At 56.8% G+C, this 25,941-nt stretch carries 27 protein-coding genes and 1 other RNA gene; 9 read left to right on the top strand and 19 right to left on the bottom strand.

Annotation, left to right across the window (positions count from 1 at the left end):
* Positions 1–40 precede the first annotated feature (40 nt).
* Complete coding sequence (locus AC0TNG_RS12630) at positions 41–751, top strand: GNAT family N-acetyltransferase (protein WP_248272964.1); 711 nt, start codon at positions 41–43, stop codon at positions 749–751.
* On the opposite strand, the gene ykgO is transcribed toward AC0TNG_RS12630, so the two are convergent.
* Both ykgO and AC0TNG_RS12620 read right to left on the bottom strand, forming a co-directional pair.
* On the bottom strand, positions 748–888 hold the full coding sequence (ykgO, locus tag AC0TNG_RS12625; protein ID WP_473713243.1) for a type B 50S ribosomal protein L36: 141 nt from the start codon (positions 886–888) through the stop codon (positions 748–750). The genes AC0TNG_RS12630 and ykgO overlap by 4 nt on opposite strands.
* Positions 889–890: 2 nt before the next feature.
* Positions 891–1,151: a type B 50S ribosomal protein L31 gene (locus tag AC0TNG_RS12620; protein ID WP_006176933.1), complete on the bottom strand. Its 261-nt coding sequence runs from the start codon at positions 1,149–1,151 to the stop codon at positions 891–893.
* Between the two features lie 219 nt (positions 1,152–1,370).
* Here AC0TNG_RS12620 and AC0TNG_RS12615 point away from each other — a divergent pair, with 219 nt between their 5' ends.
* The gene (locus AC0TNG_RS12615) at positions 1,371–2,936 is read left to right on the top strand and encodes an EAL domain-containing protein (RefSeq protein ID WP_473713242.1); all 1,566 of its coding nucleotides are present in this window, start codon (positions 1,371–1,373) and stop codon (positions 2,934–2,936) included.
* On the opposite strand, the gene AC0TNG_RS12610 is transcribed toward AC0TNG_RS12615, so the two are convergent.
* Positions 2,929–3,201, bottom strand: coding sequence for a metal/formaldehyde-sensitive transcriptional repressor (locus AC0TNG_RS12610; RefSeq protein WP_032646179.1), 273 nt, complete (start codon positions 3,199–3,201; stop codon positions 2,929–2,931). The two genes, AC0TNG_RS12615 and AC0TNG_RS12610, sit on opposite strands and share 8 nt — an antisense overlap.
* A 133-nt stretch (positions 3,202–3,334) precedes the next feature.
* Here AC0TNG_RS12610 and AC0TNG_RS12605 point away from each other — a divergent pair, with 133 nt between their 5' ends.
* Positions 3,335–4,141, top strand: coding sequence for a nickel/cobalt efflux protein RcnA (locus AC0TNG_RS12605; protein ID WP_473713241.1), 807 nt, complete (start codon positions 3,335–3,337; stop codon positions 4,139–4,141).
* A 38-nt stretch (positions 4,142–4,179) separates the two neighbouring features.
* Here the strand turns inward: AC0TNG_RS12605 and AC0TNG_RS12600 are convergent, their stop codons facing one another.
* The 3 genes from AC0TNG_RS12600 to yczE all read right to left on the bottom strand — a co-directional run bounded on the left by AC0TNG_RS12600 (position 4,180) and on the right by yczE (position 9,132).
* Positions 4,180–7,269, bottom strand: a complete 3,090-nt coding sequence (locus AC0TNG_RS12600; RefSeq protein WP_473713240.1) for a beta-galactosidase — start codon at positions 7,267–7,269, stop codon at positions 4,180–4,182.
* Between the two features lie 102 nt (positions 7,270–7,371).
* Positions 7,372–8,442: a LacI family DNA-binding transcriptional regulator gene (locus tag AC0TNG_RS12595; RefSeq protein WP_473713239.1), complete on the bottom strand. Its 1,071-nt coding sequence runs from the start codon at positions 8,440–8,442 to the stop codon at positions 7,372–7,374.
* 78 nt (positions 8,443–8,520) lie between these two features.
* Positions 8,521–9,132 carry a membrane protein YczE gene (yczE, locus tag AC0TNG_RS12590; protein WP_024906836.1) on the bottom strand — a complete coding sequence of 204 codons (612 nt, stop codon included), beginning with the start codon at positions 9,130–9,132 and terminating at the stop codon, positions 8,521–8,523.
* Between the two features lie 86 nt (positions 9,133–9,218).
* Here yczE and yczR point away from each other — a divergent pair, with 86 nt between their 5' ends.
* Positions 9,219–10,640 carry a MocR-like transcription factor YczR gene (gene yczR, locus AC0TNG_RS12585; protein WP_473713238.1) on the top strand — a complete coding sequence of 474 codons (1,422 nt, stop codon included), beginning with the start codon at positions 9,219–9,221 and terminating at the stop codon, positions 10,638–10,640.
* A gap of 83 nt (positions 10,641–10,723) precedes the next feature.
* Here the strand turns inward: yczR and AC0TNG_RS12580 are convergent, their stop codons facing one another.
* The 3 genes from AC0TNG_RS12580 to ffs all read right to left on the bottom strand — a co-directional run bounded on the left by AC0TNG_RS12580 (position 10,724) and on the right by ffs (position 11,545).
* A complete protein-coding gene (locus tag AC0TNG_RS12580; RefSeq protein ID WP_008503298.1) occupies positions 10,724–10,939 on the bottom strand; it encodes a hypothetical protein in 216 nt (71 codons plus the stop codon).
* Complete coding sequence (locus AC0TNG_RS12575) at positions 10,936–11,187, bottom strand: hypothetical protein (protein ID WP_023310587.1); 252 nt, start codon at positions 11,185–11,187, stop codon at positions 10,936–10,938. The genes AC0TNG_RS12580 and AC0TNG_RS12575 overlap by 4 nt, the downstream gene beginning before the upstream one ends.
* Positions 11,188–11,448: 261 nt before the next feature.
* An RNA gene (ffs, locus tag AC0TNG_RS12570) (signal recognition particle sRNA small type) lies at positions 11,449–11,545 on the bottom strand.
* A 170-nt stretch (positions 11,546–11,715) separates the two neighbouring features.
* Here ffs and AC0TNG_RS12565 point away from each other — a divergent pair.
* Entirely contained in the window at positions 11,716–12,027 is a 312-nt protein-coding gene (locus AC0TNG_RS12565; protein WP_061715865.1) for an MGMT family protein, read from the top strand.
* 30 nt (positions 12,028–12,057) lie between these two features.
* Here the strand turns inward: AC0TNG_RS12565 and AC0TNG_RS12560 are convergent, their stop codons facing one another.
* Positions 12,058–12,585, bottom strand: a complete 528-nt coding sequence (locus tag AC0TNG_RS12560) for a YbaY family lipoprotein (RefSeq protein ID WP_024906833.1) — start codon at positions 12,583–12,585, stop codon at positions 12,058–12,060.
* Positions 12,586–12,785: 200 nt separating this feature from the next.
* Between AC0TNG_RS12560 and tesB the strand changes: the two genes are divergently transcribed.
* A complete protein-coding gene (tesB, locus tag AC0TNG_RS12555) occupies positions 12,786–13,646 on the top strand; it encodes an acyl-CoA thioesterase II (RefSeq protein WP_024906832.1) in 861 nt (286 codons plus the stop codon).
* A gap of 96 nt (positions 13,647–13,742) precedes the next feature.
* Here tesB and amtB read toward each other — a convergent pair whose 3' ends face one another.
* The 5 genes from amtB to AC0TNG_RS12530 all read right to left on the bottom strand — a co-directional run bounded on the left by amtB (position 13,743) and on the right by AC0TNG_RS12530 (position 19,662).
* A complete protein-coding gene (gene amtB, locus AC0TNG_RS12550; protein WP_024906831.1) occupies positions 13,743–15,032 on the bottom strand; it encodes an ammonium transporter AmtB in 1,290 nt (429 codons plus the stop codon).
* A gap of 35 nt (positions 15,033–15,067) precedes the next feature.
* A complete protein-coding gene (gene glnK, locus AC0TNG_RS12545; RefSeq protein ID WP_008503304.1) occupies positions 15,068–15,406 on the bottom strand; it encodes a P-II family nitrogen regulator in 339 nt (112 codons plus the stop codon).
* 220 nt (positions 15,407–15,626) lie between these two features.
* Positions 15,627–17,408 carry a SmdB family multidrug efflux ABC transporter permease/ATP-binding protein gene (locus AC0TNG_RS12540; RefSeq protein ID WP_024906830.1) on the bottom strand — a complete coding sequence of 594 codons (1,782 nt, stop codon included), beginning with the start codon at positions 17,406–17,408 and terminating at the stop codon, positions 15,627–15,629.
* Positions 17,401–19,173 carry a SmdA family multidrug ABC transporter permease/ATP-binding protein gene (locus tag AC0TNG_RS12535; protein ID WP_417926970.1) on the bottom strand — a complete coding sequence of 591 codons (1,773 nt, stop codon included), beginning with the start codon at positions 19,171–19,173 and terminating at the stop codon, positions 17,401–17,403. Before AC0TNG_RS12535 ends, AC0TNG_RS12540 begins: the two co-directional genes overlap by 8 nt.
* 30 nt (positions 19,174–19,203) lie before the next feature.
* A complete protein-coding gene (locus tag AC0TNG_RS12530) occupies positions 19,204–19,662 on the bottom strand; it encodes an Lrp/AsnC family transcriptional regulator (RefSeq protein ID WP_023310581.1) in 459 nt (152 codons plus the stop codon).
* Positions 19,663–19,777: 115 nt separating this feature from the next.
* Between AC0TNG_RS12530 and AC0TNG_RS12525 the strand changes: the two genes are divergently transcribed.
* Positions 19,778–20,824, top strand: a complete 1,047-nt coding sequence (locus AC0TNG_RS12525; RefSeq protein WP_024906828.1) for a PLP-dependent cysteine synthase family protein — start codon at positions 19,778–19,780, stop codon at positions 20,822–20,824.
* Positions 20,825–20,865: 41 nt separating this feature from the next.
* On the opposite strand, the gene cof is transcribed toward AC0TNG_RS12525, so the two are convergent.
* The gene (gene cof, locus AC0TNG_RS12520; RefSeq protein WP_024906827.1) at positions 20,866–21,684 is read right to left on the bottom strand and encodes an HMP-PP phosphatase; all 819 of its coding nucleotides are present in this window, start codon (positions 21,682–21,684) and stop codon (positions 20,866–20,868) included.
* Positions 21,685–21,785: 101 nt separating this feature from the next.
* On the opposite strand from cof, the gene AC0TNG_RS12515 reads away from it, so the two are divergent.
* Together AC0TNG_RS12515 and queC are read left to right on the top strand one after the other, a co-directional pair.
* Positions 21,786–23,486: an SgrR family transcriptional regulator gene (locus tag AC0TNG_RS12515; RefSeq protein WP_024906826.1), complete on the top strand. Its 1,701-nt coding sequence runs from the start codon at positions 21,786–21,788 to the stop codon at positions 23,484–23,486.
* A gap of 66 nt (positions 23,487–23,552) precedes the next feature.
* Entirely contained in the window at positions 23,553–24,248 is a 696-nt protein-coding gene (gene queC / locus AC0TNG_RS12510; protein ID WP_473713237.1) for a 7-cyano-7-deazaguanine synthase QueC, read from the top strand.
* A gap of 2 nt (positions 24,249–24,250) precedes the next feature.
* On the opposite strand, the gene AC0TNG_RS12505 is transcribed toward queC, so the two are convergent.
* From AC0TNG_RS12505 to AC0TNG_RS12495, 3 genes are all read right to left on the bottom strand, one after another.
* Positions 24,251–24,580, bottom strand: coding sequence for an addiction module antidote protein (locus AC0TNG_RS12505; protein WP_024906824.1), 330 nt, complete (start codon positions 24,578–24,580; stop codon positions 24,251–24,253).
* Between the two features lie 388 nt (positions 24,581–24,968).
* Positions 24,969–25,367 carry a YbgC/FadM family acyl-CoA thioesterase gene (locus tag AC0TNG_RS12500; RefSeq protein ID WP_024906822.1) on the bottom strand — a complete coding sequence of 133 codons (399 nt, stop codon included), beginning with the start codon at positions 25,365–25,367 and terminating at the stop codon, positions 24,969–24,971.
* A gap of 99 nt (positions 25,368–25,466) precedes the next feature.
* A complete protein-coding gene (locus tag AC0TNG_RS12495) occupies positions 25,467–25,847 on the bottom strand; it encodes a helix-hairpin-helix domain-containing protein (protein WP_061715872.1) in 381 nt (126 codons plus the stop codon).
* Positions 25,848–25,941: the final 94 nt, after the last annotated feature.

Here is a 25,941-nt window from a genome sequence, read left to right as displayed (position 1 = left end):
TCACTAGTCTGAAGCTCTTTTCAACGTCACGGAAATTAAGATGAAGACATTCAATCAGTTCGGACAGCCGGTGGGCGAAGCGCTCACCGACTGGCAACCCCGTCAGCACCCGTCCCGGGTGGTCCTTCAGGGTCACTATTGTCGGCTTGAGCCGCTGCGCGTGGAGCATGCCCAGGCGCTGTTCTCCGCCTATTCCCTGGCCGAAGATACCCGCAGCTGGACGTGGCTACTGCGTGAACCCGATGCCACCGCAGAGGAGTTTGCCGAATGGGTGGCGAGCGTAAGTGAGTTATCCGATCCCATCCACTTTACCGTGATGGATAACCGGACTCAGTCCCCCGTTGGAACGCTGTCCCTGATGCGGATCGATCCTAAAAACGGGGTCGTGGAAGTGGGGCACGTTCACTTCTCTCCCCTGTTAAGCCGCACGCCCATGTCGACAGAGGCGCAATATCTGCTGATGCGGTATGTGTTCGATACCCTGGGCTACCGGCGTTATGAGTGGAAGTGCAATAGCCTGAACGAACCTTCCCGCAAAGCCGCCCTGCGCCTGGGTTTTCAGTTTGAGGGGCGCTTTCGCCAGGCGCTGGTGATAAAAGGCCACAACCGGGATACCGACTGGTTTTCGATTCTCGATAAAGAGTGGCCGACGCTGGCGAACGCCTTTGAACGCTGGCTTGCCACCGACAATTTTACTGCCGATGGCAAACAGAAAAGATCCCTGGAAAGCTGGCGAGAAACGCGCGTCTAGCGTCTTTTTTTACGTCCCTGAACCGCCTTAAAGCGCGGATTGGATTTGCAAATCACGTATAAGCGTCCCTTGCGTTTGACTATCTGGCAATCCGGGTGACGCTGCTTTGCACTGCGTACTGAGTTAAGTACCTGCATGGTTAGCCCCGCTTCGCATTGAGAAAGCCGCCAAAACGCTTGCGGAAGCGCGCTGCGCTACCGTCCGTGGAGAACGTTTTCTGCTTACCGGTATAAAACGGGTGCGATTTTGAAGAAACCTCGATGGTGATATACGGATATGTTTCACCGTCGAGTTCAATTTCGCGGTCGGTCTTAATGGTTGAGCCAACCTTGAAGTATTCATTCGCGCTGGTGTCGTGGAAGACCACGGTGCGATAGGCTGGATGGATATTGGGTTTCATCGTCAATCCTTTATGTTTTGTTATAACATAACAAAATAATATCCAGGACAGGTTCTAAAAACAACCCCTTCCTTCTGACGATATTTTCTGGTTTACCTGAGATAAAATGAAAACCAGGCCATCCACGTGCTATAACTATATCATTTCGCGGTAAAATCTTTCTCTTCAGGCAGGGAACTCAGTGCTCAGGAACGGGTATACGAGGAAGGACACGACAGCATGAAAACCCGACATCTGGTCAGTCTGGTGACTGGCGTACTTATCTTTTCCGTGCTGGTCCCCATTTGCCTGAGCATCTGGCTGGCCCATCGCCAGGCGGAAGATAAATTTGTCGATGCGCTGGAAAACTATGCCTCACGGGTGCTGATACGAACCGACAAGGTCGTGGATCAGGCGAAAGAAGCGCTTAATCATCTGCAGGCCTTTGAGGGCGTGCCGTGCAGCCCGTTGCAGTTAAGGGAGATGCGACGGGTCGCTTTCTCGTGGCGATACGTTCAGGAAGTGATTTATATCGACAACCTCAGGCCGCTCTGCTCCTCTCTTGAGCAAACCAGCCATGCCGCCCCTTTCCCCCCGCCGATGCGCATTACCGAAGACGGTTACAGCGCATGGCTGACCACGCAAAACGATCTTGGGTTTAACCGCTACATGGCGGTGCTGGGGCAAGGTCATTACCTTGTCCTGGTCGATCCGGCCTCACTGGTGGATGTCATCCCTTTCGGCGAGATAGCGATTGATGCTGCCCTGGTAGGAAGCACAACACACCGTATCTTCGCCAGCAGCAATACACTCGATTCACATATCCGTGACATGATCAAAGGTCAGGAGATGACCAGCATACAGTACGACGGTTCAATGTATGTTATGAAGCCTGTACCTGAACTGGGATTTACCGTTGTCGCATGGGCTACGCTCAAACCGCTGGCGGAAACCTGGCACCGGCAGCTGCTTTTATGGCTCCCCTTCGGCGTCCTGATAAGCCTGCTTGCCGCGCTCTTTGTCCTGCGGATACTGCGTCGCATTCAGTCGCCGCGCAACCGCCTGCTTGACGCCATTAACAGCCGCGATTTTGTGGTTCACTATCAGCCCATCGTGGCGCTGTGTAGCGGAAAAATTGTCGGCGCAGAAGCGCTGACGCGCTGGCCGCAGCCGGACGGAAGCAGCCTCTCGCCTGATATTTTTATTCCTCTTGCCGAGCAAACCGGGCTTATCTCCCAGCTGACGCAGCTCATTATCGAAAAAGTGTTCGAGGATATGGGCAACTGGCTGCACCTTCACCCCGATCAGCATATCTCCATCAACCTCGCGCCCGCCGATTTAATCTCCGGCACGCTGCCGCCGCTGCTGAGTCACTTGCTGAACAAATGGAAGGTCCACCCGAGCCAAATCGCCCTTGAGGTCACCGAGCGCGGCTTTGCCGATCCAAAAATCAGCGCGCCGGCTATCGCCGCATTCCGTCGTTCGGGGCACCCTGTCTATATAGATGATTTTGGTACGGGCTATTCCAGCCTGAGCTATCTGCAGGATCTGGATGTCGACACGCTAAAAATTGATAAATCGTTCGTGGATGCGCTGGAGTACAAAAACGTGACGCCGCACATTATTGAAATGGCGAAGTCGCTGCAGCTGGCGATGGTTGCGGAAGGCGTCGAGACCGCCGGGCAGCTCGCCTGGCTGCACCAGCACGGCGTGCAGTACGGACAGGGCTGGTACTACAGCAAAGCGCTGCCGAAAATGGAATTTATCCTTTGGGCAGAGAATAACCTCGGCACGCATTCTACTTAAGATAGGATTTGATCACCTGCAGCACCACGCCAAGATCGGCTTCACGCTGCGCTTCTTCAGGTTCTTTCACCACATGATCGGTTAAATGCCCTTCTATCACCTGCATCATCATGCCGTTGACCGCCCCGCGGATCGCCGCCAGCTGCTGTAACACCTCGGCGCATTCGTGATCGCTGTTGAGCATTTTCTCCAGGGCATGACTCTGCCCCTGAATTTTCTTCAGGCGAGTCAGTAACATTTTCTTGTCGCGAACGGTATGTGACATCTCTCTATCCCTTATTTTTGGCTTTTAAAGCATAACACGCTCTACTCCCCCTGAGTATTTTTCTACTGGGGGGTAGTATTAGACTACTGGGGGGGAGTAGTATTTGCAGACATTTTCCACGCCGGAATCCCCCATGACCGATTTTGCTTCACTCCTGCAGCAGGGTAATGCCTGGCTGTTTGTTCCCAGCGCTATCCTGCTTGGCGCGCTGCATGGCCTGGAACCGGGCCACTCAAAGACCATGATGGCCGCTTTTATCGTGGCCATCCGCGGCACGCTGAAACAGGCGGTACTGCTAGGCCTGGCGGCCACGCTCTCCCATACGGCGGTGGTCTGGCTCGTTGCTATGGCGGGATTATGGTTTGGTCGGGGCTGGGATGCGCATACGTCCGAACCCTGGTTCCAGCTGATCTCCGGGGTGTTGATCGTTGCGATCGCCCTGTGGATGGCGTGGCGAACCTGGAAAGAGAGCCAGCCGCACGATCATCATCACGACCATGATCACCATGACCACCATCATGATCATCATCACCATGAACATTCGCTAATTGAAGAAGAGTGGCAGGACGCCCACCAGCGCGCGCACGCGCAGGATATTAACCGCCGTTTTAGCGGTCAAAACGTCACCACCGGACAGATCATCATGTTTGGCCTGACCGGCGGGCTTATCCCCTGCCCGGCGTCCATCACCGTTTTGCTGATCTGCCTGCAGCTGAAGCATTTTGCCCTAGGCGCGACGCTGGTATTCAGCTTCAGTATTGGTCTGGCATTAACCCTGGTGGCTTCAGGCGCGATTGCCGCCTTGAGCCTCAAACATGCGACAAAACGCTGGCCCGGATTTAGCGAATTTTCCCGTAAAGCGCCGTGGTTCTCCGCAGCGCTGATTACCGCGGTAGGGATTTATATGAGCCTGCACGGTCTGAGCGGCATTCTGAGGTAAGCGTGCGGCCACGCCGTGTGGCCGCCTCCCCTGGTCAGTTAAGGATTTTGCTGCCAGCTAAAGGTGTAGCGAAGCTGGCGTTTCTGCAGAATGAATTCCGGTGAAACGCTGGGGCTCCAGGAATCGTCGCCGCCCACGCCCATATGGAACGCATCGAGGTTGAGCCAGCACCCCGGCTCCTCCCGCAGCAAATGGTGATGGGTTGTCTCCCGCAGCTGCTGCTGGCTGTAGCGGCTCACCGAGAAATGGAACCTGCCATTCAGCTGATGCGTTCCCAGCACAAGTTCGCGGGTATCGCAGCGCAAACCATTTTCCGTCGGGAAGATATACGGCGTGTGCATCTCCACCAGGGGTAATGTCCAGCGCCCATGCTGTGCCGCCAGCTTTCTGTCCGGGTAGTTTTCATGCGGACCCAGCCCCAGCCAGGACACGTTTTCCGGCGTTTCGGCGAGATGAACGCTCAGGCCAATCCGTGCAGGTTCCGGAATATCAGACGCCATATCGACCTGAATATCGCCGTGCAGATCGCCCCGATCGTCCACCCGCCAGACTTTACGGCTCAGGAACAGCGTTTTGCCATGATACTCCCCGATGTGGAGGGTGGTGACCACGACTTCGCCCGCATGCTGCTCTGCCTCACAGCGCAAAACGCGTAAAGTGAGATCGTACATGCCCGCCGCTTTCCAGCGTTCAACCCAGGCATTCGGATCGATCTGCGTCGCTTCACTCACGCCAATGTCGTTGTCCAGCGGCGCACGGCTGACGTTATCCGTCAGAGGTGAAAGCAGCGTTTCAACGCCATTTCGCCACCATTGGGTCAGGTTTCCGGATGCGCGATCGAACTGCCAGCGCTGTTGACCATGCGCGATCTCCAGGATGCGATCGCTTTGCCTTAACACCGGCGGCTCGCCCGCCGGGACTGGCGGAGCAATAAAGAGTGGAGCGGGAAGCGGCCACTGATCCCACGCGCAGCGGTGGTCTGCCGGTGACCACGGCGTTGCCCGCGGCTGGCGTACTTCAACATTCAGCCAGACTTCCCCCGGCTCGGCTTTCAATTCTGGCAGAGCGATCTCCAGACGCTGAGCGCCTCCAGGGGCTATCGCCAGCGTCACCTCGCCCGAAGCCAGCACCTCCCCGTCCCGGGCAACCGTCCAGCTCAGCACTTCGTTATCGGTGTGGCGGAACAGGTAGCCGCTTTGCACCTCAATCACCAGCGGAGAGGTGCTAACTCGCGTAAAGGTAAAGAACTGCTGGGCGCGCTGCGCCTCGTACAACGCCGGGTGCGGCGTGCGATCGGGGAACACCAGCCCGTTAAGACAGAACTGTCGATCGTTCGGCTTATCGCCAAAATCCCCGCCGTATGCCCAGAACGTATTGCCCTCTTCATCTTGCTTCGTCAGAGCCTGATCGACCCAGTCCCAGACAAATCCCCCCTGCAACCGAGGGTGGCTGCGAAACGCCTGCCAGTATTTCGCGAACCCGCCGAAGCTGTTCCCCATCGCGTGGGCGTATTCGCAGAGGATCAGCGGACGCGTTTCATCCGGCATGCCGATCCATTTTTTGATTGACCATTTAGGCACTGCCGGGAACGGCTGATCCTGATCGACCCGGGCATACATCGGACAGACAATATCCGTCGCCGCCGTGTTCGCGCCGCCGCCTTCATACTGCACCGGACGCGTCGGATCCGTGGATTTCACCCAGCGATACAGCGCGTCGTGGTTTGCACCGTGCCCGGACTCATTGCCCAGCGACCAGATGATAATTGAGGGATGATTACGATCGCGCTGCACCATACGGGTCACGCGCTCGCTCATGGCGGGCAGCCAGCGCGGATCGTCAGCGAGGCGGCTCATCGGCACCATGCCGTGGGTTTCGATGTTGGCTTCGTCAACAACGTACAGCCCGTAGCGATCGCAAAGCCGGTACCACAGCGGATGGTTCGGGTAGTGCGAGCAGCGCACGGCGTTGAAGTTGTGCTGCTTCATGATCTCGATATCGCGACGCATCGTCGCTTCGTCCATCACCTGGCCGTTTTCGGGATGATGCTCGTGCCGGTTAACCCCGCGGATCAGCAGCGGTTTTCCGTTGAGCTTCAGCAGGCCGTTGCTGATTTCAACGCGGCGGAAGCCGACATCGCACGCTTCCGTCTCCAGCACGTTGCCCTGCGCATCCAAAAGTGCGATCGTCAGGCGATAGAGTTCCGGGGTTTCCGCACTCCATAACGCGGGGGCTGTAACCGGGATCGCCGCCGTTAACCGCTCGGCCCAGTTGCCGCGTTCATCCATAATGGCAGAGCCTGGCCGTTGGGTAGTGCTGCCACAGCGTTCACCGTTGCGCCACAGCGTTATCGCCACGTCGCACTCCGCGTAGTCAGCGCCTGTCAGCGAGACCTCGACTTTCAGCGTCGCGCGGTCCAGCTCCGCATTCAGATCGGTAACCACATGATAATCCGCAATGTGCGTCTCCGGCTTATGCAGCAAGGAGACATCGCGAAAAATGCCGCTCATGCGCCACATGTCCTGATCTTCCAGATAGCTGCCGTCGCACCAGCGCAAGACCATGACCGCCAGGCGGTTCTGCCCTGGGCGTAATGCCGCCGAGAGGTCAAATTCGGCGGGCAATCGACTGTCCTGGGAATAGCCTATCCACTGCCCATTGCACCACAGATGGAACGCCGAGTTCACGCCATCAAAAATAATTCGGGTTTGCCCGCTCTGCAGCCAGGCGTCATCCACATCGAATGTGAGCGAGTAACAACCGGTCGGGTTTTCCTGCGGCACAAAAGGCGGGTTGACGGGGATCGGGTAGGTGACATTGGTATAGATGGGCGTGTCGAACCCCTGCATCTGCCAGTTAGACGGCACGGGCATCGCAATGGCATCCGCGCAATCTTCTGTTACCCATGCCTGAGGAACCTGCTCCGGCGCTGAAAAGTAGCTAAACCGCCAGATCCCGTTGAGGGAGCGCCTGCTGAGGGAACCAGCGTCATCTCTGGCAGAAGATTCATTACGCCAGCTGTGCAACGGCGCGTGTGCGGCCAGACGGTTCCACTGGGTAACGCCGGGGTTTTCCCAGTCCCGACGGGCCAGGATGTCGCTGAGGGTCAGCGAAGATGTATGAGACATATCAACCTCTTTGCGAAGCGCTCACAATTTTGATTAACATGCCCTGGCACTCTGCGACGGTAAAGCGCCCAATCGCAGGGTAGCGAGTCCGATCACAAAGTTTTATTTGCGGGCAAGCTGCTCGGCCAGGAGTGCCAGACTTCTGAGCTGCTGCGCCAGATCCTCGCGTTCGGCCTGCTGCGTCGCGCGGCGCGCGGTGGAATGACGGGTAACCAGCGTTACCGGCAGCTGAACCTGCCAGCACGTCTCGCCTTCGGTGGGGGCCAGCAGCCACTCCACGCTGCGCTCACCCGCCTCGCGAAATGCCTGGCGAATGGTCGTCAGCGGCGGAGAAAACCAGGCGCTGTCAGCCGTATCGTCGAACCCAACCACCGATATCTGGCCCGGAACCGCTACCCCTTTTTCCGCGCAGGCGCGCATCACCCCGAGCGCCATTTGATCGTTCGCCACCAGAATGGCATCCGGCAATGCGCTACCCGACAGCAGCACATGCCCTTTCTCATAACCGCTGGCCGCGCTCCAGTCACCGCAGGCCACCGCAGCGGCTTCAAGCCCCACCCGGGCCAGAGCCGCTTTCCATCCTGCCAGACGCGCCCGAGCAGAGACCGAGCTCTCCGGCCCGCTCAGCAGTGCAATGCGCTGATGTCCCAGAGAAAGCAGATGCTCAACGCCCAGATGCGCCCCCTGCTCTGCGTCAAACACGAGGCTGTGTACCTGCGCTGAGGGGGATACATCGAGGAACAGCACCGGAACAGGCGACGCCAGCGCCCTGAGCGCCTCGGCGTCAGGATCGTCGAGCGGCACATTCACCAGCAGCGCGTCCACCCGCTGCGCCAGCAGCGCCTGAAGCGCGGCCTGACACTGCTGCGGCTGCTCCACCATGGAGATAAGGACACTCGCCCCCTGTTCCGCCGCGCGGGATTTTACCGCCGACACAATTTGCGAGGGCGCATGCAGGGCCAGATCGGTGGTGATGAGTCCCAGCGTGCGGGTGCGTTTACCCGCCAGCTGCTGTGCCCGCAGGTTAGGAACGTAGTGCAGCTCCGCCATCGCCTGCTGCACCTTTTCCCGCGTGCGGGCAGACACATGTTCCGCGTCGTTAATGACGCGAGAGACGGTCTGATAAGAAACCCCCGCAAGGAGGGCGACATCATAGAGAGTGATCGCTTTCATGCATTGTGGCATCGCGTGAGTCGTGGCCCATTATTGTGGCACAGCGACGCCGTTAAAACATGTGAGCGCTTCGCAAAATTAGACAACCCGCTCCGGCTGGGGTATTTCCTCAATGCGCGGCTTCTGGCGGAACCAGGGCAGACAGAGCTGAATAAGCGGGCCAATGGTCAGGGCATACAGTACGGTTCCCACCCCAAACGTGCCGCCAAGCACGCACCCAATCAGCAGGACGGACACCTCAATGGAGGTGCGCACGCTGCGAATGGACCACCCCAGACGGGCATGAATGCCGGTCATCAGACCGTCGCGTGGGCCAGGGCCAAAACCTGCGCCAATGTACATGCTGGTCGCAATCGCGTTCATTACGATACCCGACACCAGGAAAGCGATGCGAACCGGTAACGAATCCAGTTCCGGAATAAGCGCCATGCTGGCGTCCGCCGCCAGACCGATACAAATCACGTTGCTGATGGTGCCCAGGCCCGGCATCTGGCGCAGGGGGATCCACAGCAGCAGCACCGCAGCGCCGGTCACAATGATCACCGTCCCGATCGTCATCCCCAGTTGCATCCCCACCCCAAGGTGAAAAACATCCCAGGGATCGACACCCAAATCGGAACGAATAAACATTGCGGTGGAAAGGCCATACAGTCCTAAACCGACATAGAGTTGTAGCAGACGACGTACCATTTTTATCTTCTCCAGTGAACCAGGCTTTCATCCTGACCTAAAATGGCACTATGATTAATGTCCAGTTTTCAAATAGTGGACTGCATATGTCATCACGTCGCTTCGGAAGCCAGTCTCTGGTACGCCTTTTAGGCCACTGGCAGCAAGCCTCATCCCGTACCCCGCTCTGGCGACAGCTGGCCGACGCGTTGCGTCTGTTAATCCTTGATGGCCGACTGGCGCTGAATACACGGCTACCGGGCGAGCGTGAGCTGGCCTCCGCGCTGGACGTGAGCCGGACCACCATCAGCAGCGCCCTCGCCCACCTGCGAGAAGAGGGTTATCTTGAAAGCCGCCACGGCAGCGGGTCACGCGTGCTCCTACCGGATACGCGCGCCGTTCCCACCCTTTCAGCGGCAAGTGCCGCACTGGATCTCTCTACTGCAGCCCTCAATGCCGGGCCGGAGATCCATCAGGCTTATGCCCATGCGCTCACGGCCATTACGCAGCATCTCTCGCTGACGGGCTACGATCAGCTTGGGCTGCCCACGCTGCGGGAGGCCATCGCTGCGCGCTATACCGCGCGGGGTCTTCCCACCCGGGCAGACGAAGTGATGGTGGTCAATGGCGCCGTCAGCGGCTTTGCGCTGGTGCTGCGGATGATGACCGGGCCGGGGGATCGCGTCGTGGTCGATCACCCCACCTATCCGCTGGCGATTGCCGCCATTCAGGGAGCGCAGTGTCGGCCCGTGGGGGTGTCGCTACCGGAAATCGGCTGGGATACGGATGGCTTCGCGGCAACGCTTGCCCAGACGGCGCCTCGCCTGGCGTATCTGATGCCAGATTTTCATAACCCCACCGGGCGCTGTATGGATATCGCGACCCGTCGGGCCATCACGGATATTGCTGCTCAAACCCGCACGGCGCTGGTGGTGGATGAAACAATGGTGGATCTCTGGTTTGACGCGCCTCCCCCGCCACCGCTGGCCGCTTTTAATCCACAGGCCACCGTCATCACCTTAGGTTCTGCCGGAAAAAGTTTCTGGGGAGGGCTGCGTCTTGGCTGGATCCGCGCCTCCTCGCGCACGATCGCCACGCTTGCCCAGACGCGGGATACTCTGGATTTAGGCTCGCCGCTGCTGGAACAGCTGGCGATGCTATGGCTCATTAACAACAGCGAGACCTTTCTGCCCGCGCGCCGGAAGATGCTGGCGGAACGACGCGATCGATGCGGTGAACTGTTGCGCGAACATTTCCCGGACTGGAAATTCCATGAAGCGGAAGGCGGGCTCTCTTACTGGATTGAGCTGCCGGGCATGCTGGCGACACAGCTTGCCGCGCGGGCTGAAATTCTGGGGATCAATCTGGGAACCGGTACTCGGTTTGGTTTATCTGGCGCATTTGACCGCTATTTACGGATGCCCTTCTCGCTCGAATCGACAGAGCTTGAACAGGCGTTGCTGAGGATCAAACCGCTATGGCTCGCCCTGAATAAAAACGTGCCATCGTTAAAACGCAGCGTGATCTAATATTAAAATTTTTGAAGCAGATCATAAAAAATAAAAACTGCTGACTGTCACGGATACAGTCAGCAGTTTTCACCAGTCAGGAGTTAATGCTGAGCAGGAATAGGAAAACCTTTCAGTGAAATAACGAAGTTTTCACCGTCTTTCTTTATTTTTGCGCCAGTATCACACCAGTCAGACGCAATACGAAAGAACTCATCACTTCCGACATTCCAGCCAAGACGTACATGCTTCACGTAGCCTGAACGCAGCAGATCGCAGGCCTCTTTGTAGTCACTGGCAGTTGACAGTTGTTGTTTCATTTTCTCTTCTTCAGAAGTTTGCGTAGAGCTTTGATTTCTTTAGGAGTAAAAGGAGAAACACTCTCTTCTTCCGTGTGCTGATTATCAATATCCTCTTCCGATACTCCCGCCTCTTCTACTGCTTCGAACGCCAGCAGCAGCAGTTTCTCTGTCGTCACGCTTAAATTCTCGTTATTCACTTCCGCATAGTGGCGAAGTCTTTCTTTCAGCGCATCATCAATCTTAACGTTTAATACCGCTGTAGCCATGTTTGTCACTTCCCTTCGGAATAAGTACTTTATTTAATACACGAAGTTAACAATGTTATCCAGATATATATTTTTTTGAGTTATGGAACAAAATAACCGTCCAATTATAAAATGACAGTCTATTATTACAGGTTTATGACAATAATATTTCAGTGGGATGAAATATATATTACACGATATAGGCATAATATTATTGCGGGATAGCGGTTTAAAGGGAAAGGTGAAGCAGGAAGATCTTATGAGGGCAGAAATGGGTGGGGGCCCTGCCAGCTACATCCCGGCACACACGTCGTCTGCCCTGGCTGCTTCCTTCCGGACCTGACCTGGTGAACAGAGTAGCGTTGCGGGAGAACCAACAGAGCCCCCATTGAGAGCGTTGATAACCAACGCGCTGGCGCATTATCCCTGTGCGAGGGCCCAATTGCAAGCCGCCAGGAACCGGATGCTGGTTTCTTGCGCAAACAGACGCAGCAATCATGAAGATCCTGGTTTACCATAGCTTTCCAGAAACTCCCCACAGGTGAAGGTATGGACGAACACGACTCCTTTCCACAGCGCGTATGGCAAATCGTTGCCTCAATTCCGGAAGGCTATGTCACCACCTATGGTGATGTCGCACGCCTGGCCGGTTCACCGCGCGCGGCGCGACAGGTTGGAGGCGTCCTGAAACGGCTGCCGGAAGGCAGTACGTTGCCCTGGCATCGGGTAGTGAATCGTCATGGCACCATTTCGCTCACCGGGCCGGATCTCCAGCGTCAGCGCCAGGCGTTACTTTCAGAGGGGGTGCAGGTGTCAGGGTCGGGTCAGATCGATTTGCAGAAATTTCGCTGGGAATATTGACCCCTCTCCCGAAGGAGAGGGGGATACACATTACATCTGAGTCGGTGGGGTTGGCAGGGACGGCTGATTGGTCTGCGGCGCGACCGGCACTTCGGTCTGCTGCACAGGCACCAGGTTCAGGTCGATTTTGGTCCCACCGTTGTTAATCGCTTCCTGGACCGTATCGGTAATGAAGACCAGCTTACCGTTAATGGTTACCGCTGCGCTCAGCAGGATACGGGCATTAGGCTGCACGTCCGACGGGTTATACGGCAACACGAAGCTAAACGGCGCCTGCTTGCCTTCAGTACGAACGGCACGCTGAGCCACGACTTTCGACGGTGCGTCGGCCAGGGAAGCATCAGACAGCGTCACGGTTAATACCGCATCCGGCGGCAGCGCAACTCTCTGTTTAATCCAGATGGTACCGGAAACGTTAGGCTGCTGAATGGATTGCTGCGAAAGGGTATTAATCCCGTTCGGGTCTGCTGCTGGCACTGGCACCTGGGCGCTCTTACCGGCACAGGCGGACAACGCCACCGCAATAGCTACACCACTTAGCATGGGCACGAGTTTCATTGAAGTCTCCTTATCAATGCACCAGCGGGATCGATCCCATCCGATGTCGTTTCAATCACATAACGTATTTAAGTGTGGCACAACTCACTGATTAATGCCTGAAATCATCCTGATATTCAGATTATTCTACCCATCGGACCACTTTCATTTCTGCGTTATACTCAGCCTATCTTTCGCTACGGCGTTTATTGAGGACAACTATGAGTCAGGCACTGAACAATCTGCTGACATTACTGAATCTGGAAAAAATTGAGGAAGGACTCTTTCGCGGACAGAGCGAAGATTTAGGTTTACGCCAGGTCTTCGGGGGGCAAGTCGTTGGACAAGCGCTGTACGCTGCAAAGGAGACTGTCCCGGCAGACCGTCTGGTGCATTCGTTCCACAGCTACTTCTTACGCCCTGGCGATAGCGCGAAACCGATCGTGTATGACGTTGAGGTCCTGAGAGACGGCAACAGCTTCAGCGCGCGCCGCGTCGCGGCCATTCAGAACGGCAAGCCGATCTTTTACATGACCGCCTCTTTCCAGGCGCCGGAACCCGGGTATGAACACCAGAAAGTGATGCCGCCGGCACCCGCGCCAGACGATCTCAAATCGGAAACGGATATCGCCCGTGCGCTGGCGCATCTGCTTCCGCCTCAGGTCAAAGAAAAGTTTCTCTGCGATAAACCGCTGGAGATCCGCCCGGTTGAGTTCCATAACCCGATGAAGGGCCACACCGCCGAGCCAAAGCGCCAGGTGTGGATCCGAGCTAACGGCACCGTGCCGGAAGATTTCCGAGTGCATCAGTATCTGCTGGGCTATGCGTCAGATTTCAACTTCCTGCCGGTGGCGCTGCAGCCGCACGGCGTCGGCTTCCTCGAAAAAGGGATGCAGGTCGCGACGATCGATCACTCGATGTGGTTCCACCGTCCCTTCAACATGAATGAGTGGCTGCTCTACAGCGTGGAGAGTACGTCGGCGTCGAGCGCTCGCGGGTTTGTGCGTGGGGAGTTTTATACCCAGGACGGCGTGCTGGTCGCTTCAACGGTGCAGGAAGGGGTAATGCGTAATCGCGGGTGATTATGTGCGGCCTGATGCCCTCACCCTGACCCTCTCCCACGGGGAGAGGGAATACACACTAAAAACGGCAACCTCAGGTTGCCGTTTTGCTGTTTATTAGGCGTTATACGCATTCTCGCCGTGGCTGTTGACGTCCAGACCTTCACGTTCCTGCTCTTCAGGGACACGCAGACCGACGGTCATGTCCGCCAGTTTGTAGCCAATGAAAGCGACAACGGCAGACCACACCACGGTGATAGCAATACTTTCCAGCTGCACCAGTACCTGATGAACCATAGTGACGCCTTCAGCGTAGCCCACACCACCGAGCGATTTCGCCGCGAAGATACCGGTCATGATACAGCCGACGATACCGCACACGCCGTGCACGCCAAACACATCGCATGGGTCGTCAACGCGCAGCAGACGTTTCAGTGCAGTCACGCCCCACAGACCCGCCAGACCGGACACCAGGCCGACCAGCAGCGCACCGCCCACACCGACATAACCACATGCTGGGGTGATGCCAACCAGACCGGCAATGGCACCCGAACAGGCGCCCAGCAGAGAAGGTTTACCGCGTACCGCCCACTCGCCAAATACCCAGGAGAGGATTGCACCCGCCGTGGCCACAACGGTGTTCACGAAGGCCAGCGCGGCGATTTCGTTTGCTGCACTCGCTGAGCCGGCGTTGAAGCCAAACCAGCCAAAGTAGAGGATAGCCGTACCGGTAAAGACCATCGGCAGGTTGTGCGGTTTAAACGCTTCTTTACCGAAGCCCACGCGTTTGCCAATCAGGTAGGCACCCACCAGACCCGCTACCGCGGCGTTGATGTGAACAACGGTACCGCCCGCGAAGTCCAGCGCACCGTGCGTTGCCAGCAGACCGCCACCCCAGACCATGTGCGCAATCGGCACATAGGAGAGCGTCAGCCAGACCACCACGAAGATCAGGACTGCAGAGAAACGAATACGCTCGGCGAGCGCGCCCACAATCAGCCCGACGGTAATACAGGCGAAGGAGCCCTGGAACGCCACGTGAATATACTGATAGAAGCTGCCCATCAGCGCGGTCAGCTCAATATTTTTCAGCATCACCCAGTCGAAGTTACCAAAGAACGCGTTGCCCGTGCCGAACGCCAGCGAGTAACCGTAAACCACCCACAGCACGCAGACCAGTGCGAACGTCACGGCAACCTGCGTCAGCATGGAGAGAACGTTTTTGCCACGGATCAGGCCACCGTAGAACAGCGCAATGCCCGGAATGGACATGAACAGCACCAGCGCGGTGCTGATCATCATAAAGGCGTTATCGGCTTTGTCGACCACCGCAGGGGTAGCAGCCAGCGCCAGGCCCGGCAGCAGTGCCAGCGAACCCAGACCCGTTTTAAGTGTTGCTATCTTCATTTTCTCGATCCCTATCACTGTGTGCCAGGCGTTAATTACAGAGCCGCTTCGTCAGATTCGCCGGTACGAATGCGAATGACGCGCTGCAGTTCGGCAACGAAAATTTTGCCGTCGCCAATTTTGCCGGTGTAGGCCGCTTTGCTAATGACATCAATGACTTCGTCAAGCTGATCGTCAGCAATCGCGACATCAATTTTTACTTTTGGCAGAAAGTTAACGCTGTATTCCGCCCCGCGATAAAGCTCGGCATGCCCCTTCTGACGACCAAAGCCTTTCACTTCGGTGACAGTCAGTCCCTGAATACCCATTGAAGACAATGCTTCGCGCACGTCTTCGAGTTTGAATGGTTTGATTACAACCGTAACCAGCTTCATAGATCCCCTCCAGTCAGAATTCGGTAATGGCCGCAGCTTACGCAGAAGGTATTGCAAGGGGTGTGCCAGAAATGAAAAAGAGGGGGAACAGCGATGCGATGAGCGTTACACGGTTCTGTTAAACGCCCGGGTGAAAAAAAACGCACCATGCCGGTGCAGGGTGCGTTTCAGTTTTGCACCAACAGGAATGACTGTTAGCGCGCCGCCTCATTTTAGTGCATCAGGCGCTAAGTGACTCTTCATCACGCACGCTGGCGGCCAGCTCTTCGCCCGCCAGCTGCAGCTGGTACATCTGCCAGTAGCGCCCTTTTGCTTCCAGCAGCTCACGGTGCGTCCCGCGTTCAACGGCCTGTCCGCGATGCAGCACCAGAATGGTATCCGCATCGACGACGGTGGAAAGGCGGTGGGCAATCACCACCAGCGTCGTATGATCGCGTACCGCGGCCAGCGCCTGCTGGATAGCCTGCTCGGTGCCGGAGTCAATACTGGCCGTCGCTTCATCCAGAATCAGTATCTGCGGCGTTTCAATCAGCACCCGCGCCAGTGCCAGAAGCTGCTTTTGCCCGACAGAGAGATTGTTCCCCTGCTCGCCCAGCTTCGTGTTGATCCCGTCGCTGAACCCGCGCGCCAGCTCTGCCAGCTGCACTTTTTCCAGCACGTCCCAGACCTGCTCCTGGGTGTAGTCTCGCCCCAGGGTCACGTTGGCGTAGAAGGTATCGGCCAGAACGACCGGATCCTGCTGCACCATCGCAACGCCTTTGCGTAACACGGTGTGGCTGAGAGACGCAAGCGGGCGTCCGTCGAGGCGGATTTCACCTTGCGTGACCGGGTAATAGCCCATCAACAGGCTGGCAAGCGTGCTCTTACCACTGCCGGTATGCCCCACCAGCGCCACAAAACCGCGCGACGGAACGTCAAGCGTGATGTCCTGCAACACCAGGCGGTCTTCGCGATAGGCAAACGAGACGTTATCAAAGGTGATAGCCCCGCTTTGCAGAGGTCGCTCATCATTGCCGTAGGCCTGACGCGGCCTGTCCATCAGCTCAAAGACGCGCTCACCGGCGACGACCGCCTGTTGCAGCATCGATTGCTGCGTAGTGAGCTCGATCAGCGGCTCGTTGAGGCGTCCCAGATAGCTAATAAAAGCGTACAGCACGCCCACTTCAATCGTACCGTTTGAGCTCAGGCCAAAGAGCATCAGCAACCCACACAGCACCAGCGCCGAGAAAAGGCTCAGCAGCGGTCGCAGCAGGAAACCGTCCAGGCGCAGCGTCTGCATACGCGCCATATAGTGCGAACGGCTGGCTTCGCCCATGCGTTCGCCAAAGCGCGCCTGCTGGCGGAACTGCTGGATGACGCTCATGCCGTTGATCACTTCGTTGAAGCCATCATTGATATCGGCCAGGTAAGCGCGCACCCGACGCACAATCGGCGTGCTGTAGCGCTGGTAAATCACCATAACAATCAGCACCGCCGGGAAGATGGTGATCGCCACCAGCGCCATGCGCCAGTCGAGGCTGAACATCGCCACCAGCATCGCGCCAATCAGCGCCGCGCTGCGTAATACCGTCGCGACCACGGTGACGTACAGATCGCGGATCACCTCGGTATCGTTGGTTACGCGCGAAATCACCTGCCCGACCGGCTGGATATCAAACTCGCTGAGCGGCTGGCGAAGCGCCGCGTCCATCACGTCCGTACGCAGCTGCTGTACAACGCCCACGGCTGCACGGTTAAACAGCAGCGACTGAGCATAGTGCAACCCTGCCGCCGTCAGCTGTAAGCCGACGTAGGCCACGCCTAAACCCGCCACCAGACCCAGCGGTAGATAGCTTTTGGCAACCATGTTGTCGATAAAATAGCTGATGAGCAGCGGACCGCTCACCTCGGCAATTGCCGCAATCCAGAGCAAAAGCACGGCCACCGAGAGCGGTTTACGCCACGGCGAGCCGTAGGCCAGCAGACGTTTAAGCGTCGGCCACATCGTTCCGAGCTTACGCATTGGCGGCCTCCTCATCCTGCTCCGGCGCATCGTCCAGCGCCGCTTCAAGCTGTTGATAGCGGTACATATCGCGATACCAGCCCGGCTGCTCGGCCAGCGTTTCATGCTGCCCGCGCTGGGCAATGTGCCCGTGTTGTAAGACCAGAATTTCGCTGGCTTCGGTGAGCGCTGACAAACGGTGGGCGCTGATAATCACCGTGCGTCCGTCGCCCCACTGGCGCAGGTTATGCAGGATCTCGTGCTCGGTACGGCCATCCACGGCAGAAAGCGCATCATCCAGGATCAGGATTTCCGCATTCAGCAGCAGCGCGCGGGCAATGGAGATACGCTGTTTTTGCCCGCCGGACAGCATGACGCCGCGTTCCCCGACTTCGGTGTCGTAGCCCTGCGGCAGGCGCAAAATGTCATCATGCACGCTGGCCAAACGTGCCACATGCTCGATCTCTTCCTGCGTTGCCGCCGGGCACCCAAGCGCGATGTTGTTCGCCACGGTGTCAGAAAAAAGAAACGGCGTCTGGCTGACAACCGCCAGGCGACCACGCCACTCATCCAGCAGCAGGCTGGTGAGCGGAATATCATGGAAGCGAATATCGCCCTGCGTAACGTCAAAGTGGCGCTGGAGCAGCGACAGCACGGTACTTTTGCCGGATCCCGTCGGGCCACAGATGCCCAGCATCTGGCCGGGCTGCAGCGTAAAGCTGACGTTCTCCAGCACCGGATGCTCCGTATGCGGATAGACAAACTTGCGGACGTCGACATGCATGACGCCGCGCCCTTCCGGTACGGCTTCGCTACCGTCGATGACCACCGGCGCTTCGGCCAGCATGGCGCGAATGCGGCTATAGGCGGCACTGCCGCGCTCAACAATGTTAAACATCCAGGCCAGCGCCAGCATCGGCCAGATCATCAGCCCCAGATACATCGCAAAGCTGGTTAATTGCCCCAGGGTCAACGTGCCCTGCACCACCATCCAGCTGCCGCCGCCAATCGCCAAAAGGTTCGCCATGCCAATCGCGATATAGATCGTCGGGTCGAAGCGGGCGTCAATACGCGCGACGCGCATGTTTTTCGCTCCCGTGTCCGCCGCATCGGCCGCAAACAGCGCAGATTGCCGGTCTTCCAGGCCAAACGCTTTGATCATGCGAATGCTGGTCATGCTCTCCTGGGTGCGATCGTTCAGAGACGAAAACGCCGCCTGCGCCAGCTTAAAGCGCTCGTGCAGCTGTTCACCATAGCGATTGATCGCCAGCGCCATGATCGGCATCGGCAGAAGAGCGAGCAGGGTCAACTGCCAGCTGATCTGCGTGGACATCACGATCAGCACCGCACAGCCCATCACCAGCGAGTCCACCAGCGTCAATACCCCTTCCCCGGCAGCAAAGACCACGCGGTCAACGTCGTTAGTGGCGCGCGCGATAAGATCCCCGGTACGGTGGCGCAGATAAAATTCAGGATGCTGTCGGCTCAGCTGGCGGTAAAAATCTTCACGCAGCTCAACGGCCAGCTGATAGGACGCACCAAACAGCAGCACGCGCCAGACGTAGCGCAGCAGATAAACGATGACCGCCGTCAGCACCAGCGTGCCGACCCACATCAACACCCGTGCGGTGGTGTAATGCTGTTCGGTGACGCCATCCACGACGTACCCCACCACTTTCGGCGGGATCAGCTGCAGGATGGCAATGATAATAAGCAGGGCTACTGCACCGAGGTAGCGTTGCCACTCCCGACGAAAGTACCAGCTTAATTGGGCAAATAATCGCACGCGGTTTGTTCCTGAAGGTATTTTACGAAGTTATTCAATAGGTAATGCTGTGGTGTATTTAATCTGTTCCATGGCGAAACTTGAGGTGACGTCCGACAAACCGGGTACGCTGTTCACCAGCCGCTTGTAGAAATCATCATAGCGCTTCATGTCGGCCACCTGGACGCGCATCAGGTAATCGTACTCGCCGGCCATGCGCCAGAAACCGAGCACCTCGGGCATCTCAGACACCTGAGTGACGAAGCGGCAATACCACTCGCTGCTGTGATGCTGGGTTTTAATCAACACAAATGCCGTCAGCCCAAGCCCCAGCTTTTCGGGATCTAATAACGCGACGCGCCCCAGAAGAATGCCGTCATCTTCCAGCTTCTTAAGACGCTTCCAGCACGGGGTGGTGGTCAGATTAACGGCATCTGCCAGCGCCTGCAAAGAGAGGGTACAGTCATTTTGCAGCAATGAAAGGAGCTTGCGGTCAATTTTATCTAGCATACCCACCTCACAGAGAAAATTTTTCTCCCTTCATTCTATTTTAAAGGCCAGATAGCAACAATTTTTTCTGTGCTTTTCGCTATGCTAGGCACAAAATGACAAACGGATAACGACGATGAATAGCACCTGGGTTAAACATGCGATCAGCGAAATCAATGCCGACTATCAGCGCTCGGCGGATACACACCTGATTCGCCTTTCCCTGCCGGGATTTGACGGCATTCAGCTCTATCTGAAAGACGAAAGCACCCATCCTACCGGTAGCCTGAAGCATCGCCTGGCGCGCTCGCTGTTTTTATACGGTTTGTGTAACGGCTGGATCAAAGAAGGCACCACCATCATAGAATCCTCATCCGGTTCAACGGCGGTGTCCGAAGCCTATTTTGCCCGCCTGCTGGGCCTGCCGTTTATCGCGGTGATGCCGTCATGCACCGCAAAACGCAAAATCGAGCAGATCGAATTTTACGGCGGTCGCTGCCACTTTGTGGGAAGCGCCTGCGAAATCTACGCCGCCTCCGAAATGCTGGCCCGTGAGCTGAACGGTCACTATATGGACCAGTTCACCTTCGCCGAGCGCGCAACGGACTGGCGCGGCAATAACAACATTGCCGACAGTATCTTCCGCCAGATGACCCACGAACCGCATCCGGTTCCGTCGTATATTGTCATGAGCGCCGGTACCGGCGGCACCTCAGCCACGATCGGTCGCTACATCCGCTGTCAGGGCTACGATACCCAGCTGATGGTGGTTGACCCGCAGAACTCCGTGTTCCTCGACTACTGGCAAAATCGCGATGCCGGCCTGCGCAGCCCGGTGGGGAGTAAAATTGAAGGGATTGGCCGCCCGCGCGTGGAGCCTTCTTTCATCCCCGACGTGGTGGACGAGATGATGCGCGTGCCGGATGCCGCCAGCGTGGCAACGGCGCACTGGCTGGAAACGCAGCTGGGCCGCAAGGTGGGCGCCTCCACGGGCACAAATATGTGGGGCGCACTGCAGCTTGCCGCACGTATGCGCGAAGAGGGTCGAACCGGTTCCATCGTCACGCTGCTGTGTGACAGCGGCGAGCGTTATCTTGAAACCTACTACAACGCGGAGTGGGTGCAGGCCAACATTGGCGACATCACGCCGTGGAAAGCGCAGATTGCGCAGCTTGTGAAATAAAAAAAAGCCAGACCGAAGTCTGGCTTGCTGGAAGGGTCTCACTATTCGGGGGAATATGGGAGGTTGTTGTTGTCCAGCCAATGCGTCAAAAAATGGGACACCGCTTCATTACGGCAGTGACCAATAACCGGCAGATGAGGAAGTTCTGCTTTCAGCTGCGCCATCGCATTCCCCATGATCAGACCGCGACCTACGCTGCCCAGCATTTCGCGGTCGTTCATGGCGTCACCAAACGCCATACACTCCTGCAGCGTTAAGCCCAGGTGGTCGCTCAGAACCGCCAGAGCGGAACCTTTGTTACAGCCCACCGGCAGCACTTCCAGGCAATCCACCGCCGAGAAGGTCAGGTGCGCCCGGTCGCCCAGCGCCTCATTCAGTTGAATCCGTAAGCGGCACAGATCGTCGTGATCGCCGCAGAAGCAGATCTTAGTTACCGCATGGGCGGGGATCCGACGCAGATCGATAAGCTGGTATTTAAAGCCGCTGTAAACATGCGCGTGCAATAATTCCGGGATGTCGCTTCCGGTAAACCAGCCCCGATCGTTAAAGACGTGGATGCTGGCCTGCGTGTCCCAGGTGCTGTGCAGCACGATGTCCGCCACTTCAGGGTTGAGATCCTGTCGATGCAGCACGTCGCCTTCTACGGAGTGAATTCGCGTCCCGTTGCCGGTGATCAGAAAGGCGTCGAGGGAAAACGCCCCCAGCAGGTGGCGCATTTCCAGCACATGACGCCCGGTGGCAAACGTCAGGGTGACATTACGCTCGTGCAGGCGCTTCAGCGTGTTCAGGGTTTTTTCCCCTAAACGGTGATCCGGCATTAACAGCGTACCGTCCATATCAAATGCAGCGAGCCGAGCCATGATTACTCCCAAAATGTGATGCGGTTAACTTGTGCATCAGTATCGTGTGAGATATACGGAAGTAATAGTGAATAGATGATAATTATTGTTCCGGGTTTCTTATGCGCCAGCTCAATCGACTCAACCAGTATCACCGCCTGTGGCAGCCTTCCCTGGGTGCAACGCAACAGGTCACCATCAGCGAGCTGGCCGCCCGCTGTTTTTGTAGCGAGCGGCATGTCCGAACGCTGCTGCGTCAGGCCCAGGAGGCGGGCTGGCTGAGCTGGCGAGCGCAGTCTGGCCGCGGTAAGCGGGGTGAGCTTACGTTCCATGTCACGCCGGAGTCACTGCGCAATGCGATGATGGAGGAGGCGCTGAAGAGCGGGCAGCAGCATAACGCGCTGGAACTGGCCCAGCTTGCACCCGCAGAATTACGATCATTGCTGCATCCGTTTTTAGGCGGGCAGTGGCAAAACGACACGCCAACGCTGCGCATCCCCTATTACCGCTCACTGGATCCGCTTCAGCCGGGTTTTTTACCCGGTCGGGCGGAGCAGCATCTTGCGGGACAGGTATTCTCCGGACTGACGCGATTTCACGGCAACAGCAGTGAACCCACGGGCGATCTCGCTCATCACTGGGAGGTGTCGACGGACGGTTTGCGCTGGCATTTCTATATTCGTTCCACTCTGCACTGGCATAACGGCGATAAGGTCGAAACCGGACAGCTTCAGCAAAGCCTGAATGCGCTTTTTGCCTTACCCGCCCTGCGTAAACTGTTCCAGAGCGTCCTGCGCATTGACGTCACCCATCCCCAGTGTCTGACGTTCACACTGCACCAGCCGGATTACTGGCTGGCACACCGCCTGGCCACCTACTGTAGTCGGCTTGCACATCCCGAACAGCCCCTGACGGGCTGCGGCCCCTTCAGACTCAGCGTGTATGAGCCGGATCTGGTTCGTCTGGAAAGCCACGAACAGTACCATCTCAGCCACCCGCTGCTTAAGGCTATCGAATACTGGATCACACCGTCGCTGTTTGACTATGGGCTGGGTACCAGCTGTCGCCATCCGGTGCAGATCGCCATTGGCGAGCCGGATGAGCTGGAGAGTCTGCGCCTGGTGACGAACAGCACCAGTCTGGGCTTTTGTTATCTCACCCTGAAGCAAAGCCCGCGTCTGAGTGAAATGCAGGCACGACGGCTCATTAACATCATTCATCTCTCATCGCTTCTGCACACGCTTCCGCTCAACGAAGGGCTGATTACCCCAACAGAGGAGTTACTGCCAGGATGGGCAATCCCTCAGTGGTCGGATTTATCTCATGTCTCTCTGCCGACTAAGTTAACCCTGATTTACCATTTACCGGTTGAGTTACACACGATGGCGCGTCAGCTAAAACAGTATCTTGCGCAGCAGGGCTGCGAGCTAACGGTTATCTTTCACGACGCAAAAACCTGGGACGGATGCCAGCAACTGGCGGACGCGGACCTCATGATGGGTGACAGGCTGATTGGCGAAGCGCCGGAATATACGCTTGAACAGTGGCTGCGCTGTGATGCCCTATGGCCACATGTGCTTAGCGCACCGCAATATGCTCATCTGCAGGCCACCCTGGATGCGGTACAGACCCAGGCCGACGATCAGGCCAGACATGCCGGGCTCAGGGCCATTTTTTCCCGGCTCATGGAAAAGGCGGTGATCACCCCACTGTTCAATTATCAATACCAGATCAGCGCCCCGCCGGGAGTTAACGGCATACGCCTCAATACCCGCGGCTGGTTTGACTTTACCGAAGCCTGGCTGCCCGCCCCTAAATCGTGAAGAAGCTGGTCGCCGTCGTGGTCTGACGGTAACATAACGTTTTTACCGTAACAGTCGAGATGATTTATGAAACGTGCCGTCGTCGTGTTCAGCGGAGGACAAGACTCTACTACCTGCCTGGTTCAGGCTCTTCATCAGTACGATGAAGTTCACTGTGTGACTTTCGATTATGGTCAGCGTCATCGCGCTGAAATCGATGTTGCCCGTGAACTTGCCCTGAAACTGGGCGCACGCGCGCACAAGGTGCTGGACGTTACGCTGTTAAATGAACTGGCCGTAAGCAGCCTCACCCGGGACAGTATTCCCGTCCCGGACTACGAACCCGATGCCAGCGGCATTCCGAATACCTTCGTTCCGGGTCGTAATATCCTCTTCCTGACCCTGACGGCGATCTACGCCTACCAGGTAAAAGCCGAATCGGTGATCACGGGCGTGTGCGAGACCGACTTCTCCGGCTACCCGGACTGTCGTGATGAGTTCGTGAAAGCGTTAAACCACGCCGTCAATCTGGGGATGGCGAAAGAGACGCGCTTTGAAACCCCGCTGATGTGGCTGGATAAAGCAGAAACCTGGGCGCTGGCGGACTACTGGGGCAAGCTGGACCTCGTTCGCAGCGAAACGCTCACCTGCTATAACGGTATCAAAGGCGACGGTTGCGGCCAGTGCGCGGCCTGTAATCTTCGCGCTAACGGGCTGAACCACTATCTTGCCGATAAAGTCGGCGTGTTGGCCGCGATGCAGAAAAAGACCGGGCTTAAATAGGGCTATTTGACCGTGCTGTCGAACAGTTTCACACCGGCAGCACGGGTGACTTTCATCAGCGTTGTCAGCGTTGGGTTGCCGTTGTCTGATAAGGTTCGGTATAGCTGCTGGCGGGACAGACCTGCTTTGGTAGAAATTTCTCCGATACCGCCTCGCGCTTCGATGACCTGACGGAGTGCAATGAGATAAGCAGGGATCCCCTGGTCTTCATAGATCTCTTCCAGGGCCGTTTGCAGATAACGCTGAGCGTAGGAAGGATTCTCTCGCAGCATTTTCACAACAGCATCATGGTGGTTAACGGAGCTCGAATATTTTCGTTCAGCGGCACTCATTGGAATGTCCTTTTGTTTGATGATCTTTCCAGTAATCTACTGCCAGTTGGATATCTGCTTTTTGGCTCTTTTTGTCACCACCGATCAGTAACAATAAAACCTGCCGATTCTCTACTGAAAAAATAGATTCTGTAGCCGGGGCCACTGTCGACTCGCATCTCCCAAACACCTTCCCTGAGATACCTGTAATCGCCAAAATTACGTTTTATCGCACGGTTAATCCGCATAAGGATCCGGAAAACCATATCCGGATCCTTTCGATTCATTCTGGCTACCCACTCTTCAAACGGCACTTTTCCGTCACGGGTCCGGTAACGTTCAACAACGTAGTCCCTGTCCATTATTCTATCCCTGAAAAACCCTTTTGTCTTTTATAAAAGACAAATTCCTACGCGATCATCAACTCCAGCTTTTCCCGCAGTTCCCCTTCCAGCGGCAGCGCTTTCTGCGTTTTCAGATCGATACAGACAAAAGTAATCAGCGCATCAGCCACCACCTGCCCTTCAGGATCGAGCGTCACCACCTGGCTTAGCACCCCGCTTTTGCCGTTGATCTGCTGCACCTGGCTGGTCACCGTGAGCACATCGCCCAGCACGGCCGGACGCCGGTAGTTGATATTGATATTGACGACCACAAACGCGATGTTGTGCGCGGTCAGCCACTGAAAACTTTCGCTATTTTCCAGCCCGTCCCAGCGCGCTTCTTCAAGAAACTCAAGATAGCGAGCGTTGTTCACATGCTGGTAAACGTCGAGATGAAAACCGCGTACTTTGATTTTAGTCTGCATAGCGCAATTGCCTTTACTGTTATTGTAGGATGAGAGGTCATAACTGGTATGACCTCTTTATCCTGGCAAAATTTTGCCGCAGTGCAAGAAATTGCGTAATTACAGCGTCAGGTGTGAGAGGTTGCGCTCAACCAGTGCGCCCCCCATGCCCGGAACCTGTTTGAGATCGTCGACCGTTTTGAAAGGACCATACTCTTCGCGGTAGCTGACGATGGCCTGCGCTTTTTTCAATCCGACGCCATTCATCACGCGGGCCAGATCTTCCGCCGAGGCCGAATTGATACTCACCCGCGTACCGTCATCATCCGCATTTTTACCGGCGTCAGTCGCTTTGGTTTGTCCTTGCACCGGCGCGGCTGCGTCGGACTTGCTCTGCGTAGCCTGTGGTTTGGCGGCAGGCGTCGCCGCCAGCGCGCCCGCGCTCATCCCGGTGGTGGCAATAGCCAGCGTAATTAACAGTGCTTTGATTCCACATTTCATGCTGTTATCTCCTTGTTTGTTGACAGCCACGTCACGATAGCCGCCAGATAAACCCGGCACAAACAGCAGATTGCAGAAATGGAAAAGGCCGCGA

The sequence above is a fragment of the Enterobacter sp. PL_is514 genome, assembly GCF_055816715.1.
This window is presented reverse-complemented; position numbering and strand designations above follow the sequence as displayed.

Coding starts and splice junctions, on each gene's coding strand:
- AC0TNG_RS12630 (WP_248272964.1), top strand. CDS start 41: ATGAAGACATTCAATCAGTTCGGACAGCCGGTGGGCGAAGCGCTCACC.
- ykgO (WP_473713243.1), bottom strand. CDS start 888: ATGCAGGTACTTAACTCAGTACGCAGTGCAAAGCAGCGTCACCCGGAT.
- AC0TNG_RS12620 (WP_006176933.1), bottom strand. CDS start 1,151: ATGAAACCCAATATCCATCCAGCCTATCGCACCGTGGTCTTCCACGAC.
- AC0TNG_RS12615 (WP_473713242.1), top strand. CDS start 1,371: ATGAAAACCCGACATCTGGTCAGTCTGGTGACTGGCGTACTTATCTTT.
- AC0TNG_RS12610 (WP_032646179.1), bottom strand. CDS start 3,201: ATGTCACATACCGTTCGCGACAAGAAAATGTTACTGACTCGCCTGAAG.
- AC0TNG_RS12605 (WP_473713241.1), top strand. CDS start 3,335: ATGACCGATTTTGCTTCACTCCTGCAGCAGGGTAATGCCTGGCTGTTT.
- AC0TNG_RS12600 (WP_473713240.1), bottom strand. CDS start 7,269: ATGTCTCATACATCTTCGCTGACCCTCAGCGACATCCTGGCCCGTCGG.
- AC0TNG_RS12595 (WP_473713239.1), bottom strand. CDS start 8,442: ATGAAAGCGATCACTCTCTATGATGTCGCCCTCCTTGCGGGGGTTTCT.
- yczE (WP_024906836.1), bottom strand. CDS start 9,132: ATGGTACGTCGTCTGCTACAACTCTATGTCGGTTTAGGACTGTATGGC.
- yczR (WP_473713238.1), top strand. CDS start 9,219: ATGTCATCACGTCGCTTCGGAAGCCAGTCTCTGGTACGCCTTTTAGGC.
- AC0TNG_RS12580 (WP_008503298.1), bottom strand. CDS start 10,939: ATGAAACAACAACTGTCAACTGCCAGTGACTACAAAGAGGCCTGCGAT.
- AC0TNG_RS12575 (WP_023310587.1), bottom strand. CDS start 11,187: ATGGCTACAGCGGTATTAAACGTTAAGATTGATGATGCGCTGAAAGAA.
- AC0TNG_RS12565 (WP_061715865.1), top strand. CDS start 11,716: ATGGACGAACACGACTCCTTTCCACAGCGCGTATGGCAAATCGTTGCC.
- AC0TNG_RS12560 (WP_024906833.1), bottom strand. CDS start 12,585: ATGAAACTCGTGCCCATGCTAAGTGGTGTAGCTATTGCGGTGGCGTTG.
- tesB (WP_024906832.1), top strand. CDS start 12,786: ATGAGTCAGGCACTGAACAATCTGCTGACATTACTGAATCTGGAAAAA.
- amtB (WP_024906831.1), bottom strand. CDS start 15,032: ATGAAGATAGCAACACTTAAAACGGGTCTGGGTTCGCTGGCACTGCTG.
- glnK (WP_008503304.1), bottom strand. CDS start 15,406: ATGAAGCTGGTTACGGTTGTAATCAAACCATTCAAACTCGAAGACGTG.
- AC0TNG_RS12540 (WP_024906830.1), bottom strand. CDS start 17,408: ATGCGTAAGCTCGGAACGATGTGGCCGACGCTTAAACGTCTGCTGGCC.
- AC0TNG_RS12530 (WP_023310581.1), bottom strand. CDS start 19,662: ATGCTAGATAAAATTGACCGCAAGCTCCTTTCATTGCTGCAAAATGAC.
- AC0TNG_RS12525 (WP_024906828.1), top strand. CDS start 19,778: ATGAATAGCACCTGGGTTAAACATGCGATCAGCGAAATCAATGCCGAC.
- cof (WP_024906827.1), bottom strand. CDS start 21,684: ATGGCTCGGCTCGCTGCATTTGATATGGACGGTACGCTGTTAATGCCG.
- AC0TNG_RS12515 (WP_024906826.1), top strand. CDS start 21,786: ATGCGCCAGCTCAATCGACTCAACCAGTATCACCGCCTGTGGCAGCCT.
- queC (WP_473713237.1), top strand. CDS start 23,553: ATGAAACGTGCCGTCGTCGTGTTCAGCGGAGGACAAGACTCTACTACC.
- AC0TNG_RS12505 (WP_024906824.1), bottom strand. CDS start 24,580: ATGAGTGCCGCTGAACGAAAATATTCGAGCTCCGTTAACCACCATGAT.
- AC0TNG_RS12500 (WP_024906822.1), bottom strand. CDS start 25,367: ATGCAGACTAAAATCAAAGTACGCGGTTTTCATCTCGACGTTTACCAG.
- AC0TNG_RS12495 (WP_061715872.1), bottom strand. CDS start 25,847: ATGAAATGTGGAATCAAAGCACTGTTAATTACGCTGGCTATTGCCACC.